Source organism: Cobetia sp. 3AK, assembly GCF_029846335.1.
Taxonomy (GTDB): Bacteria; Pseudomonadota; Gammaproteobacteria; order Pseudomonadales; family Halomonadaceae; genus Cobetia; species Cobetia marina.
Map to the genome: position 1 here is coordinate 20,531 of NZ_JARWKR010000013.1, position 14,879 is coordinate 35,409.

Annotated in this window: 13 protein-coding genes; 12 read left to right on the forward strand and 1 reads right to left on the reverse strand. The window is 62.9% G+C overall.

The genetic code is table 11. The annotated features are described in order from the left end of the window. The first annotated feature begins 9 nt into the window (after window positions 1–9). The 10 genes from QD228_RS15610 to der all read left to right on the forward strand — a co-directional run bounded on the left by QD228_RS15610 (window position 10) and on the right by der (window position 11,233). The gene (locus tag QD228_RS15610; protein ID WP_077380057.1) at window positions 10–336 is read left to right on the forward strand and encodes an iron-sulfur cluster assembly accessory protein; all 327 of its coding nucleotides are present in this window, start codon (window positions 10–12) and stop codon (window positions 334–336) included. Window positions 337–596: 260 nt separating this feature from the next. After that, window positions 597–1,022: a nucleoside-diphosphate kinase gene (ndk, locus tag QD228_RS15615; RefSeq protein WP_043333812.1), complete on the forward strand. Its 426-nt coding sequence runs from the start codon at window positions 597–599 to the stop codon at window positions 1,020–1,022. Between the two features lie 357 nt (window positions 1,023–1,379). Further along, the gene (rlmN, locus tag QD228_RS15620) at window positions 1,380–2,537 is read left to right on the forward strand and encodes a 23S rRNA (adenine(2503)-C(2))-methyltransferase RlmN (RefSeq protein WP_279876016.1); all 1,158 of its coding nucleotides are present in this window, start codon (window positions 1,380–1,382) and stop codon (window positions 2,535–2,537) included. A gap of 269 nt (window positions 2,538–2,806) precedes the next feature. Further along, window positions 2,807–3,616, forward strand: coding sequence for a type IV pilus biogenesis/stability protein PilW (gene pilW / locus QD228_RS15625; RefSeq protein WP_077380061.1), 810 nt, complete (start codon window positions 2,807–2,809; stop codon window positions 3,614–3,616). Between the two features lie 363 nt (window positions 3,617–3,979). Further along, window positions 3,980–4,984: a RodZ domain-containing protein gene (locus tag QD228_RS15630; RefSeq protein ID WP_279876017.1), complete on the forward strand. Its 1,005-nt coding sequence runs from the start codon at window positions 3,980–3,982 to the stop codon at window positions 4,982–4,984. Between the two features lie 11 nt (window positions 4,985–4,995). Next, entirely contained in the window at window positions 4,996–6,111 is a 1,116-nt protein-coding gene (gene ispG / locus QD228_RS15635; protein WP_077380065.1) for a flavodoxin-dependent (E)-4-hydroxy-3-methylbut-2-enyl-diphosphate synthase, read from the forward strand. Window positions 6,112–6,224: 113 nt separating this feature from the next. Beyond that, complete coding sequence (gene hisS / locus QD228_RS15640; protein WP_254696563.1) at window positions 6,225–7,508, forward strand: histidine--tRNA ligase; 1,284 nt, start codon at window positions 6,225–6,227, stop codon at window positions 7,506–7,508. A gap of 87 nt (window positions 7,509–7,595) precedes the next feature. Further along, the gene (locus QD228_RS15645; RefSeq protein ID WP_084207900.1) at window positions 7,596–8,252 is read left to right on the forward strand and encodes a tetratricopeptide repeat protein; all 657 of its coding nucleotides are present in this window, start codon (window positions 7,596–7,598) and stop codon (window positions 8,250–8,252) included. Beyond that, window positions 8,249–9,409: an outer membrane protein assembly factor BamB gene (gene bamB / locus QD228_RS15650; protein ID WP_077380072.1), complete on the forward strand. Its 1,161-nt coding sequence runs from the start codon at window positions 8,249–8,251 to the stop codon at window positions 9,407–9,409. Before QD228_RS15645 ends, bamB begins: the two co-directional genes overlap by 4 nt. Window positions 9,410–9,808: 399 nt before the next feature. Further along, window positions 9,809–11,233, forward strand: a complete 1,425-nt coding sequence (gene der, locus QD228_RS15655; protein ID WP_077380074.1) for a ribosome biogenesis GTPase Der — start codon at window positions 9,809–9,811, stop codon at window positions 11,231–11,233. Between the two features lie 152 nt (window positions 11,234–11,385). Here the strand turns inward: der and QD228_RS15660 are convergent, their stop codons facing one another. Next, on the reverse strand, window positions 11,386–12,249 hold the full coding sequence (locus QD228_RS15660; RefSeq protein ID WP_077380076.1) for an ATP-binding protein: 864 nt from the start codon (window positions 12,247–12,249) through the stop codon (window positions 11,386–11,388). A gap of 239 nt (window positions 12,250–12,488) precedes the next feature. On the opposite strand from QD228_RS15660, the gene QD228_RS15665 reads away from it, so the two are divergent. Then, entirely contained in the window at window positions 12,489–13,328 is an 840-nt protein-coding gene (locus QD228_RS15665) for a M48 family metallopeptidase (RefSeq protein ID WP_170877501.1), read from the forward strand. Between the two features lie 284 nt (window positions 13,329–13,612). Then, window positions 13,613–14,800: an EAL domain-containing response regulator gene (locus tag QD228_RS15670; protein WP_164850252.1), complete on the forward strand. Its 1,188-nt coding sequence runs from the start codon at window positions 13,613–13,615 to the stop codon at window positions 14,798–14,800. Window positions 14,801–14,879: the final 79 nt, after the last annotated feature.

Genomic DNA, 14,879 nt, shown 5'->3' on the forward strand with positions numbered 1-14,879 from the left:
AGACTGCTCATGGCACACCTGTCGATTTCCCCCTCCGCCGCCGACCAGATCCGTGTCGTGCTGGCCGAGCGCGGCCACGGCCTTGGCCTGCGCGTCTCGGTCAAGCCCAGCGGCTGCTCCGGCTACAGCTACGTGCTCGACTTCGCCGATGAGGCCAACGAGGAAGATGTCGTCTTCGTCGATCACGGCGCGACTGTCTATGTCGACAGCGAAGCGCTGGCCGTGCTCGACGGCTCCGAAGTGGACTACGTCAAGGACGGTCTGAACCGCTACTTCCGCTTCAACAACCCCAACGTCAAGGACGAGTGTGGTTGTGGCGAGAGCTTCAGCGTGTAGATCCAGCTTCAGCGTGTAGACCTGGCTCAGCGTGTAGATCCAGCGTCAGCGTGTAGAGCTGGCTCAGCGCGTAGAGCGTCATTGCAGACAAGACGCCTGCCATCCGCGCGTCATCCAGTATCCGCATGATGGATGCAGTGGATGACGCGAGCAGCTATAATGCCGCCCACTTTTGTCGAGCCCTGCGTCGACAGAGCCCTTTTTCCGCCGCAAGGCCCAAGGCCGTGCGGCTCTTCAAAGCTTGTCTCAGGAGATTCACCATGACCCAGCGTACTCTGTCCATCATCAAGCCGGACGCCGTCGCCAAGAACGTGATCGGCGAGATCTACTCTCGCTTCGAGAAGGCCGGTCTGCAGATCGTCGCTTCCAAGATGGTTCACCTGTCCAAGGAACAGGCCGAAGGCTTCTACGCTGAGCACAGCGAACGTGGCTTCTTCGGTGAGCTGGTCGGCTTCATGACCTCCGGCCCGGTCATGATCCAGGTGCTGGAAGGCGAAGACGCCATCACCAAGAACCGCGACCTGATGGGCGCTACCAACCCGAAGGAAGCAGAAGCTGGCACCATCCGTGCAGACTTCGCCACTTCCATCGACGCCAACGCCGTTCACGGTTCTGACGCGCCGGAATCCGCTGCTCGCGAAATCGCCTACTTCTTCGGCGACAACGAAATCTGCCCGCGCGGTTGATTTCGCTTTGTGCGCCTGATGATGTCTGTCCCTTGCGGGCGTGATATCACCAGCCGTGCATGACTCGACGGCCCTGCCTGCGTGGCGGGGCCGTCGTGGTATCGGACGTGCTGAAGCGTCGTGCGCCAGCCTGCATTCCCTGAAGCAGATTCGACGCTTGAGCAGGTCCGATACGCTTTTCTTGAAGCCCTGCAGCTACCTCCGCCAGTGCCGTGCGGCCATTCCCTGCCCATTGCCTGACTGCGAGTGTCCATTGAGGTCCGCGAGTCATCGCCACCTCCGCTGACAGCGCCACCCTGCAGACGTCTATCCTTGTGGCTGACGCCTGCCCATCCCTGACACGACCGGCCCGAGACCATGACTGATACCACTGCAACCGCTACCGATGCCGCGGCACCTACCGACGTGAAGCTCACCAACCTGCTTGGCCTGCCGCGCCCGGCGATGGAAGCCTTCTTCGAGAGCATCGGCGAGAAGAAATTCCGCGCCACCCAGGTGATGAAATGGATTCACCAGGAAGGCGTCGACAGCTTCGACGAGATGACCAATCTCGCCAAGCCCCTGCGCGAACGCCTCAAGCAGGTCGCCGAGATTCGCGCGCCGGGCATCGTCTATGAAGGCGAGTCCAAGGACGGTACCCGCAAGTGGGTGCTGGAAGTCAGCGACGGCAGCTATGTCGAGACCGTGCTGATTCCGTCCGAGAACGGCAATCGTCGCACCCTGTGCGTGTCTTCCCAGGTCGGCTGCTCGCTGGACTGCAGCTTCTGCTCCACCGGCAAGCAGGGCTTCGAGCGTGACCTGACCGCCGCCGAGATCATCGGCCAGGTGTGGGTCGCCACCCGTGGCGCCGAAGACCGCAAGGACACCCGCAAGCGTCCGGTCACCAACGTGGTGATGATGGGCATGGGCGAGCCGCTGATGAACTACGACAACGTCGTGCCGGCAATGAAGCTGATGCTGGACGACAACGCCTATGGCCTGTCCAAGCGTCGCGTCACCCTCTCCACCTCCGGTGTGGTGCCCAAGCTGGACCAGCTCGGCGACGAGATGGACGTCAGCCTGGCGATCTCGCTGCACGCAGCCAACGATGAACTGCGCAACGTGCTGGTGCCGATCAACCGCAAGTGGAACATCCGCGCACTGCTCGACTCCTGCCATCGCTACCTGGCCAAGTGTGACGACGCGCGTATCGTCACCATCGAGTACACCCTGATCAAGGACGTCAACGACCAGATCCAGCACGCCGAGGAACTGGCCGCGCTGCTCGACGAGCTGCCGTGCAAGATCAACCTGATCCCGTTCAACCCGTTCCCGCATTCCGGTTACGAGAAGCCGTCACGCAATCAGGTGATGCGCTTCCAGCAGCGTCTCTATGAGCTGGGCTACACCGCCCCGGTGCGCGCGACACGTGGCGATGACATCGACGCCGCCTGTGGCCAGCTGGTCGGTCAGGTCAAGGACCGCACCCGTCGCGCCGAGCGTTACATCAACGCCATCCAGCTCGACGCCGACTGAGCCAGAGCACTTGTCGGGGCCAGATACCTGAGGCCACCACGGTGACTCCCAGCGCCAGCCATGAGCTTTTCATGGCTGGCGTTTTCGCGCGGGGAAGCCGCAAATGGCCCATGGGGATGCCTGCCGCGCGACTGTGACGACCCCCACCGCCCTGCCTGACAAACCCGCCTTGACTTGTCTGGAGTGCAGCGCTTTGATGGAGGCGCTTCTGTTGCCTGCAGCGATCCTCGCCCGCAGGCAGATCACGAGCCTTATCTCGCGAGGATTGCATGTCGAGTCGTCTGCCACTTCATCGCTTTTCCCGCCGCGGCGCCACGGCGCGAGTTCGCGGCATGCTGCTGTGCCTGAGTCTTGCCGGCCTGACCCTGTCGGGCTGCGCGACGCGCGTGGAAACCAATGACCCTTACGCGGCCCCCGATGACAACAAGGCATCGACGGCCTATGTGGAACTTGGCGAGGCCTATCTGAGTCGTAATCAGTTGCAACGCGCGGACAATGCCTTCCAGAAGGCACTCAAGCTGCAGCAGGGGAATGCCGAAGCCAAAGCCGGGCTGGCGATGATCTATCAGCGTCAGGGCGAGAACGTACTGGCAGATGACTACTTCAAGCAGTCCATCGCCAGTGACCCCTCGTTCACGCGGGCACGCAACAACTATGCGGCATTCCTGTACTCGCGCGGGGAATACGTCGCCGCCTGCGAGCAGCTGGAAAAAGCCACGCAGGATCTGACCTATGACAACCGCGGCCAGCTCTACACCAACCTGGGGCGCTGTCAGCTGCAGCTGGGCAAGACGAGCGAGGCACGGGCGAACTTCGATCGTGCCGTCAAGATCAACCCGCGGGAAGCCGAGGCGTGGCTCGCCAAGGCGCGCATGGAACATGAAGCCGGTGACGATGACGCTGCCCAGCAGGCGCTGAGCCGATATTTCCGACTGAACGGCACCGACAGTGACAGTCTGGAACTGGCCGTGGATGTCGCCGTGGCACGCGGTGATGCACGTCTGGCGGACCTCTACGGCCGACAGCTGGAGCAGATCAGAACACGTGAGGCCGGACGCGCGGTCATCCGCACACCATGAAACCGGGGCTCGGGCGTGGCGTGATGCGGGGAAACGCCCTGCGCGCCTGGCTCACCGGCCGTCACTCGGCGACAGGTTGCTTCGTTGAGGCACCGGAAGACCGAAATGCCGGTGAAAATTCTGGCCCGGCCTTGGTATAGTGCCGACGTCAACATGGCATGACGGCTTGCCATCGCCGGCGAGATCACGTCACCGTCGTGGCATGTCAGCTCGGCAGCCGGAGCGGATGGTCACTCCTGTTGGCAGTCACCCGTTTTCACGACCATCGTTCACAGCAGTTGTTTACAGTAACTGTTCACAGCAATACCGGAAGAGTGCCCGGACAGGTATCCGGTCGTCCGTTCTTCCCTACAAGGATGCGCCATGAGCGAACATCAGCCCTCCCCTGACATGTCCGTCAGCGACACACTGCCTGGCAAGCTTCTCAAGGCTGAGCGGGAGCATCAGGGGCTGTCACGTGATGAAGTGGCAACACAGCTCAACCTGCGCCCCAGTCTGGTCGATGACCTGGAACGCGACCACTACGACCAGATCCCCATCGCGGCCTACCGCCGCGGTTACCTGCGCGCCTATGCCCGCTTGCTGGGCATGGATGAGAAAGCGGTCGTCGGCCAGTACAATGCCCAGTTCGGCACCACCGAGGTGGAGCGCCATCCTCCTGCGATGAGCCCCTCGGTGCGCCCGCCCGGCAAGCTGGGCAAGTACCTGTTTCGACTCGTCAGCCTGCTGGTCATCGCCGGATTGATCGGCCTCAGCTACGTCTGGTGGCAGAGCGGAGACTACGGACGCACCTCACCGTCAGAGACGTCCGACGCCGCCCCCCTCAGCGAAGGCGCGACCGACGATGGTTCACCGGTCGTCAACGCCGATGGCTCGATCGAGCTGACCCTCTCCCAGACGGCAGCAGCGCCTGCCGCTGACGATGCCGGGGAGGCCAGCGCCGGCGAATCCGTCGCGACGACACCCGGGGCGACTCCGGCCACGACTGGCGGCGACGTCAGCGAAACCGGCACCACGCCGGCGGATGCCAGCCTCGCGGCGGACACCACAAGCGACACCGCGGCTGCCGGCGCAGAGGACTCGACAGAACCGCAAGCGGTACAGGAGGCTACCGCCCCTGCCGCTGACCCGCGCAAGCTGACACTGACCTTCAACAATGATTCCTGGACCGACATCCGTGATGCGGATGGCAAGAAACTGCTCTATGGCACCAACCCGCCAGGCAGCAGCAAGACGCTGGAAGGCAAGCCGCCGTTCAAGCTCACCATCGGCAAATCCGCGGGCGTCGTCCTTGAATACATGAACGAGCCGGTTGATCTGAAAAGCGCCACACGCGGCACCGTCGCCAAACTCACACTCGGTGAATGATCCGGAATCCCATGCATAGTCACTCCCCCATCAAGCGCCGCGTCTCGCGCAAGATTCATGTCGGCAACGTCGCCGTCGGCGGCGATGCACCGATTTCCGTGCAGAGCATGACCAATACCGACACCAACGATGTCGCCGCCACCGTCGCGCAGATCAAGCGCCTCGAGGATGCCGGTGCCGATATCGTGCGTGTCAGCGTGCCGGACATGGATGCCGCTGAAGCCTTCGGTCGCATCAAGCAGCAGAGCAACATCCCGCTGGTGGCCGATATCCACTTCGACTACAAGATCGCCCTGCGCGTCGCCGAGCTCGGCGTGGATTGCCTGCGCATCAACCCGGGCAACATCGGCCGTGAAGACCGTGTGCGTGCCGTGGTCAGTGCCGCGCGTGACAACGGTATCCCGATCCGCATCGGCGTCAACGCAGGCTCCCTGGAAAAGGACCTCCAGAAGAAATACGGCGAACCGACGCCGGCCGCGCTGGTCGAATCCGCCATGCGCCACATCGATCACCTCGATCGCCTCGACTTCCAGGAGTACAAGGTCAGCGTCAAGGCCAGCGACATCTTCATGGCCGTCGCCGCCTATCGTGATCTGGCCACGCGCATCGAACAGCCGCTGCACCTGGGGATCACCGAAGCCGGCGGTCTGCGTTCCGGTACCGTGAAATCCTCCATCGGCCTCGGTATGCTGCTGATGGACGGCATCGGCGACACCATCCGTGTCTCGCTGGCCGCGGACCCGGTCGAGGAGATCAAGGTCGGCTTCGACATGCTCAAGAGTCTCAAGCTGCGTGCCAAGGGCATCAACTTCATTGCCTGCCCCAGCTGCTCACGTCAGAACTTCGACGTCATCAAGACCATGAACGAGCTGGAGAATCGCCTCGAGGACGTGCTGACACCGCTGAACGTCTCGGTGATCGGCTGTGTCGTCAACGGCCCCGGTGAAGCCAAGGAGACCGATGTCGGTCTGACCGGCGGCAGCCCGGCGAATCTGGTCTATCTGGACGGCAAGCCGGCCAGCAAGCTGACCAACGACACGCTCGTCGATGACCTGGAACGTCTGATTCGAGACAAGGTCGCCGAAAAAGAGGCCCGTGAGGCCGATACCATCATCCGCCAGGGCTGAGCACGTCTCAGCCGGCTTGCGCATCATCACGATGCGCCTTCGTCTCCCCGCCTGACGTCATGCTGCTGCATGCCGCTGCCGCGGGGAGATGCGCAAGGATTCAGGAGAGAACGTTGAGCACCAAGATCCAGGCCATCCGTGGCATGAACGACCTGCTGCCGGACCAGTCACCGGTATGGCAATACTTCGAACGCCAGGTGCAGACCCTGATGGGCCAGTACGGCTATCGCGAGATTCGCACGCCCATCGTCGAGCAGACGGCGCTGTTCAAGCGCTCCATCGGCGAGGTGACCGACATCGTCGAGAAGGAGATGTACACCTTCGAGGATCGCAACGGCGACAGCCTGACCCTGCGGCCGGAAGGTACGGCCAGCTGCGTGCGCATGGCGATGGAGAACGGTCTGGTCCACAACCAGATCCAGCGCCTGTGGTATGCCGGCCCCATGTTCCGCCACGAGCGCCCGCAGAAAGGCCGTTATCGTCAGTTCCATCAGGTGGGTGTCGAAGCCTACGGCATGGATGGCCCGGACATCGATGCCGAGATGATCCTGATCTCGGCACGCCTGTGGCGTCAGCTGGGCCTGCTGGAGCACGTCACGCTCGAACTGAACTCACTGGGCAGCCTGGAAGCACGTGCTGCCTATCGTGACCTGCTGATCGAATACTTCGAGCAGCATCTGGATGTGCTTGACGAGGACGCCAAGCGTCGCCTGCACAGCAATCCGCTGCGCATTCTCGATACCAAGAACCCGGACATGGCCGCCGTCGTCGATGCCGCGCCGCGTCTCGGCGATCACCTGGATGAAGCCTCCCGCGTGCACTTCGAGGGCCTCAAGGCACGCCTCGATGCGGCAGGCATCCAGTACGTCATCAATCCGCGCCTGGTACGTGGCCTGGATTACTATTCGCGCAGCGTGTTCGAGTGGACCACCACCGCACTGGGCAGCCAGGGCACCGTGTGTGCCGGTGGCCGCTATGACAGCCTGTTCGAACAGCTGGGCGGCAAGCCGGTGCCGGCGGTCGGCTTCGCCATGGGTGTCGAGCGCCTGATCCTGCTGCTCGAGACACTGGAACTGGTCCCGGAGGCCGTGCGTGAGACCGTCGATGTCTATCTGATGTCGATGGGCGAGCAGGCCGAAGCCGAATCCATGCGTCTGGCCGAAGATCTGCGCAGCGCCCTGCCCGACCTGCGCCTCGTGCTGCATTGCGGCGGCGGCAGCTTCAAGAGCCAGATGAAGAAGGCCGACAAGAGCGGCGCACGCGTGGCATTGATTCTCGGTGAGAATGAAGTCATCGAAGGGACCGTGGGACTCAAGTTCCTGCGCGAGGAGCGTGATCAGGAAACCCTGAATCAGCGCGCCCTCGGCGAGCGTCTCGCGAGTGTCTTCAGCGCCTGAGACGGCCAGTGAATATCCGGCGGGGCCAGTGCGCCCCGCCTCCCGAATGCATGTGCCGGCGTACCGGCCAGGTCAAGGAGACCGCCCGTGGCGGAAGAGCTCAGAAGCGAAGAAGAACAGCTTGAGGCCATCAAGCGCTGGTGGAGCGAGAACGGCAAGTCACTGATCGCCGGTGTCGTGCTGGCCGGTGCCGGCATCTTTGCCTTCAAGGCCTGGCAGAATTACGAGGCCAGTCAGTCCGAGGCAGCCTCCATGCGCTATCAGCAGCTGATCAGCCTCGTCAGTCAGCCCACGCTGGAAGATGCGGGTGTCCAGCGGGCACGCAACCTGATCAGTGAGCTGGAAAGCGAGCACGCCGACAGTCTCTATACCCAGATGGCCCACCTGCTGGATGCCAGCATGTCGGTGAAGGCCGATGACCTCGACGCTGCCGCCAAGGCACTGCAGAGCGTGGTGGACAGCGACGCCGACAGCTATCTCAAGGGGCTGGCCAGCCTGCGTCTGGCCCGACTCCATGTGGAGCTCGGCGAGCAGGACAAGGCCTTGAGCCTGCTGGAGAACCCGCCCACGACCCTCGCGGCACAGGCCGCCGCCGTGCGCGGGGATGCACTGGTGGCACAAGGCAAGCGTGATGAAGCCGTCGCGGCCTATCAAGAAGCCAGCCGCCTGTCCGAGCAGAGCGGCCAGCCGGTCTACGGGCTGGATCTGAAACTCGCCGACCTCGCCGTGGAGAGCCCGTCATGAAACTGAATCACCGCCTGTCGCTGCCTGTGTCACTGCTGACCGTCAGCCTGTTGGCCGGTTGCGCCAGCAGTGCCCAGCCAGAGTATGCCCCCAAGGAACTCGTCGACTTCGATGCCACGGTGGCGCTGGATTCCGCCTGGAGCGAATCGGTCGGCAACGGCCTGGGTCGCGCTCACTACCCGTTGGCCCCCATCGTGGCCAATGACCGGCTGTTCGTGGCGGCTGAAGAGGGTGAGCTGGAAGCCTTCGATGCCAAGACCGGCGACGAGGTCTGGCAGATCACCCTGCCGGCCGGCATCACCAGTGCACTGAATGCCGACCCGTCTCGTCTGTATGTCGGTACCCGCGATGGCAAGGTCAGCGCCATTGACCAGCAGGACGGCAGCATCGAATGGAGCACGCGAGTCTCCAGCGAAGTGCTGGCCGCACCTCAGTACAACGAGGAGCTGATCGTGGTGCAGAGCGTCGATGGCAGCGTGACCGCACTGGATCGCTTCACCGGCGAGGAACAGTGGGTCTATTCCGCGACCATCCCCGCGTTGACGCTGCGCGGCACCGGCGCACCGCGCGTCATCCAGCCGGTCACCTTCGCCGGCTTCGCCAATGGCAAGCTCGTGACCCTGGACAACCGCTCGGGTCAGGAGCTGTGGGACCTGCGGGTCGCGGTGCCCTCCGGGCGTACCGAAGTGGACCAGCTGGTGGATCTGGATGGCCAGCCGGTGCTGACCCGTGACGGTCGCCTGTACGTCACCAGCTACAACGGCCGTCTGATCGCGCTGGATGCTCGCAATGGCGAGCCGCTGTGGGACAAGCCTTCCTCCAGCTACCTGACACCGATCGTCGTGGGTGACTACCTGTTCAGCATCGACAACGCCAGCCACATCCTGGCGATGGATGCCAACACCGGCAACGTGCTGTGGAAATCGGAAGACCTCGAGGGTCGCTGGCTGACCTCACCCGCCTTCATCGATGGCAAGCTGGTGGTGGGAGATTATGAAGGCTACGTGCACCTGATCGATGCCCAGAGTGGGGAAATGGCTGGCCGCTACGACGTCGGTGGTGACGGCATCAGCATCACGCCGCTCACCGAAGGCAAGCGCATCTTCGTCTACACCAATGATGGCGAGCTGACCGCACTGGATCTCGAAGCTCCCTGAGTCCGGTCGGGAAGCCTCTGCAACGCATCAACGGCAGCCCCAGTGCTGCCGTTGATGCGTTGTGGGCACGCAATGCCGTCTACGCCATTGGTAGCGTCATGCTCGCAGTGCTAGAATACCGCCCCCGCTGACCACACGAGTCGGCTGACGCGCCAAGGTGTCGGCAGATTCGCTGAACTCAGCCACGAGATCATTTCCGCAGAGAGTGCCAAGGCCCACTCTGCGGGCCATACTGGAGACACGCCTCGTCAGGCGCCTGCCGACGACGCCCTTCAGTGACCCAAGTCCGATATCATCGCTATCGCCCTGCCTGCACAAGGTGCTTTCCAGCCGTCATGGTTCGAAGCAGACCGCCCGGGGCCGGCATCGATGCTATCCCTGCGAATGCTGTGAGATTCCATGAACCCCGTGATCGCCCTGGTCGGCCGCCCGAATGTCGGCAAGTCGACGCTATTCAATCGCCTCACCAAGACCCGTGATGCCCTGGTCGCCGACTTCCCGGGCCTGACCCGTGACCGCAAGTACGGCACCGGCAAGGTCGGTGGCAAACCCTACACCGTCATCGACACCGGCGGCATCAGCGGTGACGAGGAAGGTATCGACCTGATGATGGCGGGCCAGTCGCTGGCCGCCATCGATGAGGCCGACATCGTGCTGTTCATGGTCGACGCGCGCGCCGGCCTGAACATGGCCGATGAAGCCATCGCCAACCACCTGCGCATCAACCAGAAGAAGACCTGGCTGGTGGTCAACAAGACCGACGGCATGGACGAGGAAATCGGCAAGTCCGACTTCTGGACCCTGGGTCTGGGTGACCCGCGTGCCATCGCCGCCGAGCATGGCCGCAACGTCACCACGCTGCTGGAAGAGGTGCTCTCGCCCTACCCGGAAGTCGAGGAAGGCGAAGACGAGGACCTGCATCCGGAGCTGGATGACCGCGGCGTGCGCATCGGCATCATCGGTCGCCCGAACGTCGGCAAGTCGACGCTGGTCAACCGCCTGCTGGGCGAGGAGCGCGTGGTCGTCTTTGACCAGGCCGGCACCACCACCGACGCCGTGGAGATTCCCTTCGAGCGTCGTGGCAAGCCGTATCTACTGGTCGATACCGCGGGGATCCGTCGCCGCAAGAACGTGCGCGAAGTGGTGGAGAAGTTCTCCATCATCAAGACCCTGGAAGCGATCAAGAAGTGCAACGTCGCCGTGATGGTGCTCGATGCCCGTCAGGGGCTGGTCGAGCAGGATCTCCACCTGCTGGACTTCGTGCTGACCAGCGGTCGCGCTCTGGTGCTGGTGGTCAACAAGTGGGATGGCCTGGAAAGCGAAGCCAAGGAGAAGATGCGTTCCGAGATCAAGCGTCGTCTGGGCTTTGCCGACTACGCCGACCTGCATTTCATCTCCGCACTGCACGGTACGGCGGTGGGTGACCTCTACCCGTCCATCGACCGCGCCTTCGAGAGTGCCGTGGCCCGCTGGTCGACCAAGCGCCTGACCACCCTGCTGCAGGATGCCACTCAGGCGCACCAGCCGCCGATGGTCAACGGCCGTCGCATCAAGCTGCGCATGGCGCACCAGGGCGGCGCCAATCCGCCGCTGATCGTGGTGCACGGCAACCAGACCAACAAGCTGCCGGAAGCCTACAAGCGCTATCTGACCAACACCTTCCGCAAGGTGCTCAAGGTCAAGGGCACGCCGATGCGCTTTGAATTCCGCTCAGGCGACAACCCCTTCGACGGTGCCCAGGGCAGCGATGACCGCGAGCGCGCGAAAGAGCGTTCACTGGCGCGCACCAAGGAAGCCCGCAAGGAACGCAAGCAACGCCGCTGATGGCGTGAACTACGCCTGTGTGACGGCAGACTAGCGGATCTGATCCGCTAGTCTGCCCCATGAAAAAGCCGCCCCTGCAGATGACTGCAGGGGCGGCTTTTTCATGGGGCGAGCATTGTCGTCTCAAGCACCTCAATCGCCAAGCACCAGAATCATGCCTCTAGTGTCTTCTGTCCCGCCCACAGATTGGCGAACTGCCAGGCAGCACGCCCGCTGCGCACCCCGCGCTGAGTGGCGTAACGCAACGCCTCGGCACGCGCCGCCTCGTCGAAGCTGCCCGCGCCGAGACGCCATTCCACCCAGTGCTGACAGGTCTCCAGGTAGGCATCCTGATTGAAGGGATGGAAGGCCAGCCACAGGCCGAAGCGGTCCGACAGCGAGATCTTCTCTTCCACCGCATCGCCATGATGCAGCTCGCCATCGACGATATGCGTGTCGTGATTGTCGCTCATGTGCTCCGGCAGCAGATGACGACGGTTGGACGTGGCGTACAGCAGCACGTTCTCCGGCGGGCCCGTCAGGGTGCCATCCAGCACGCTCTTGAGCGCCTTGTAGGCGTCATCGCTACCCTCGAAGGACAGGTCATCACAATAGACGATGAAGCGGTGCGGCTGTTGTGCCAGCTCGGCGACCAGCCCCGGCAGTGCCGGCAGGTCGTGACGGTCTATCTGGATCAACCGCAGGCCTTCACTGCCCAGGGTGTTGAGCAGCGCACGTACCAGCGATGACTTGCCGGTGCCACGCGCGCCCCACAGCAGCGCGTGGTTGGCCGGCCGACCCGCCAGGAAGGCGCGGGTATTGGCCAGCAGCTCGCGCTTCTGACGGGCGATGCCGAGCAGATCCTCGAGCGTCAGGGCATCACGCGGCGCGATCGGGGTCAGGCGGCCGCCCAGGGGGTGGCGGGTCCATAAGGCGGCGACGTCTCGTGTCCAGTCCACCTCGACAGCCGTCGGCGGCAGCATCGGCTCCAGACGGTCCAGCAACTGCGAGAGGCGGTGTTCAAACTCTGGTGACATGATGACTCCCTGTCAGGTACATGGGGCAAGGGCCGTGGCAGGCCCATGAGATCGCGCCCAGTATCTCATGCCCGGCGAGCCCGTCTGGCCTGACGTTGCTGTGATCTCAGCAACGTATCATTTCGCTGACTGCACCACTGCGCCTATCCGGTTATGCTGTCTGCACGTTTCTTGCACGTTCAGCACCGCCTTGCCGTGCACTCGAAGGTTGTCATCGTCACCATTGCCAGGAGGCCTCAATGCCAGGATTGCTCGATCACTCATCTCCCCGCGCCCTGCGCCGTCTGCTCCCGCTGGCGGCTCTTGCGGCGTCCGTCACCTTGAGTGCCTGCGCCAGTTCTCCTCTGGGCCGAAGCCAATTGACGCTCTATTCGGATCAGGAGCTGGAGAAGATGGGAGAAGCCAGCTTCAGCAAGTACCAACAGGAGCTGCCGGTGGTGGAAGGCCGCCAGGATGCCTATGTCAGCTGCGTGGCAGATGCCGTGACCGCCAAGGTGCCCGCCAGCTATGGCATCAGCGAGTGGCAGGTCAAGGTATTCGAGGATGACTCTGCCAATGCCTTCGCACTGCCGGGCGGCTACATCGGCGTCAACACCGGTCTGCTGGAAGTCGCCGAGAATCAGGATCAGCTGGCGACCGTCATCGGCCATGAGATCGCCCACGTGCTGGCCCGCCATGCCAATGAGCGCGTCTCGACCCAATCCCTGACGTCCGCAGGTCTTTCCCTGACCCAGGCACTGGCCGGACTGGAAGGCACCGGCGGTGACCAGCTCATGGGATTGCTGGGCATGGGCGCGGAATATGGCGTGCTCAAGCCGTTCTCGCGTTCACATGAGTCCGAGGCCGACCTGCTGGGGCTGGACCTGATGGCCGAAGCCGGCTTTGACCCACGTGCCAGCATCAAGCTGTGGGCCAACATGAACGCCTCCGGTGGCGCTCAGCCTCCGGTCTGGATGTCCACTCACCCCAGTGACGAGCAGCGCATGACCGCGCTCAACGAGCGCCTCGAGACCGCATTGCCGACCTACCAGCAGGCACGGGCCGCCGGCGAGAAGCCCAACTGCGACAGGCTGCGCTGAGCCGGCTTACGCAGGAGAACGTCCCCGTCTTCCAGAGGCGCCTGTCGGGCGCCTCTGGCATCTCTGCCGCGCATTCATCGATCTCGTGTCCCGACGTCTCACCGCCGTGCGCCACTCTGAATCCGGACGACTCCACCAGGCGCATGAATGTAAAAAGGTGGCGCCAAATGTGTCGATATACGCGTTGTGAGTGGCGACGTTGCTAGTCTTCAGACATGCGCTCACCTACCCCCCGAGAAATGTCACCGTGAGCGTCCTCTCGCCCCCAGCCAAGGATGTATCACATGACGCGACATGCACTCATCATCGACGATGATCCGGACTTTCGTGAGCTGATCGCCGGACTGCTTTCCACCTTCGGATTCAGCTGCATGGAAAGTGAGGGACTGCAGGACATCGCCTGTGACCCTTCCTCTCTGCAGGCAGACCTCATCCTGGTGGATTATGAACTGGGGGACTTCACCGGCGCTGATGTTCTCAGCTATCTGCGTGAGCGCAATGTCGAGGCGGGCATCATTCTGATGAGCGCCTGTCACGATGACGACATGCAGGCGATGATCAATCAGGGCCGACGCAGTGGCCTGGACATGCTGGGACAGCTCAGCAAGCCGTTCGATCTCAAGCATCTGGCGTCCATGCTCAATGATCTCGATGAACACCATAATCCGCTGACGCTCGCGGAGCTGGATGAGGCCCTGGCCCAACAGCAGCTGCATCTCGTCTATCAACCCAAGATCGATCTTGCCAGTGGCCAGCTGAGTGGTGCCGAGGCCCTCGTGCGTTGGCAGCATCCTCTGCGCGGCATGGTCATGCCCAACCAGTTCATCGCCCTGGCGGAGCGCAGCAATCGCATCGAATCGCTTACCTGGCAGGTCATCAATCAGGGATTCGGTCAGCAGCAGGAGTGGCAATCACAGGGCCTCACGCTGAATCTGGCGCTCAATCTTTCCCCACAACTGCTTCGCTCGCGCGACATGCTGAAGAAGCTTGATGCACTTGCCAGCCAGCATCAGGTCGACCCCCATACGATCACCCTGGAGCTCACGGAAAGTTGCGGCATAGACTGTCTGACCTACGCCCGCCATCTCCTGAACGCCATTCGCGAGCGCGGTTATCGCCTGGCACTGGATGACTTCGGTACCGGCTTCTCCTCGATGATGCAGCTCTACAATCTGCCCTTTGACGAGCTGAAGATCGACCAGTGCTTCGTCGGACGCAGCGATAGCCACCCGGAAGCCCGTGCCATCACGCGCACCATCGTCGAGCTTGGCCAGCGACTCAATCTCGCTGTCGTCGGGGAAGGCATCGAGACGACACAGCAACGCGACTACCTCTGCGATACTCGCTGCAATCTCGGCCAGGGCTATCTCTTCGCGCGGCCCATGACAGTCACCGACTTCAATGCCTGGAGCCACTGCCCACCCACTGCCGTCAGCGCCCTCATCCAGCGCCATGCGCCTTCCGTTCACTGACAGACAGGCTTCCCATCAACGCATGCCCGGATCAAGAAAGCCGACTCGAGCAAGCGAATGCTCCTTCAAGACAGAAACG

Coding starts and splice junctions, on each gene's coding strand:
- QD228_RS15610 (WP_077380057.1), top strand. CDS start 10: ATGGCACACCTGTCGATTTCCCCCTCCGCCGCCGACCAGATCCGTGTC.
- ndk (WP_043333812.1), top strand. CDS start 597: ATGACCCAGCGTACTCTGTCCATCATCAAGCCGGACGCCGTCGCCAAG.
- rlmN (WP_279876016.1), top strand. CDS start 1,380: ATGACTGATACCACTGCAACCGCTACCGATGCCGCGGCACCTACCGAC.
- pilW (WP_077380061.1), top strand. CDS start 2,807: ATGTCGAGTCGTCTGCCACTTCATCGCTTTTCCCGCCGCGGCGCCACG.
- QD228_RS15630 (WP_279876017.1), top strand. CDS start 3,980: ATGAGCGAACATCAGCCCTCCCCTGACATGTCCGTCAGCGACACACTG.
- ispG (WP_077380065.1), top strand. CDS start 4,996: ATGCATAGTCACTCCCCCATCAAGCGCCGCGTCTCGCGCAAGATTCAT.
- bamB (WP_077380072.1), top strand. CDS start 8,249: ATGAAACTGAATCACCGCCTGTCGCTGCCTGTGTCACTGCTGACCGTC.
- der (WP_077380074.1), top strand. CDS start 9,809: ATGAACCCCGTGATCGCCCTGGTCGGCCGCCCGAATGTCGGCAAGTCG.
- QD228_RS15660 (WP_077380076.1), bottom strand. CDS start 12,249: ATGTCACCAGAGTTTGAACACCGCCTCTCGCAGTTGCTGGACCGTCTG.
- QD228_RS15665 (WP_170877501.1), top strand. CDS start 12,489: ATGCCAGGATTGCTCGATCACTCATCTCCCCGCGCCCTGCGCCGTCTG.
- QD228_RS15670 (WP_164850252.1), top strand. CDS start 13,613: ATGACGCGACATGCACTCATCATCGACGATGATCCGGACTTTCGTGAG.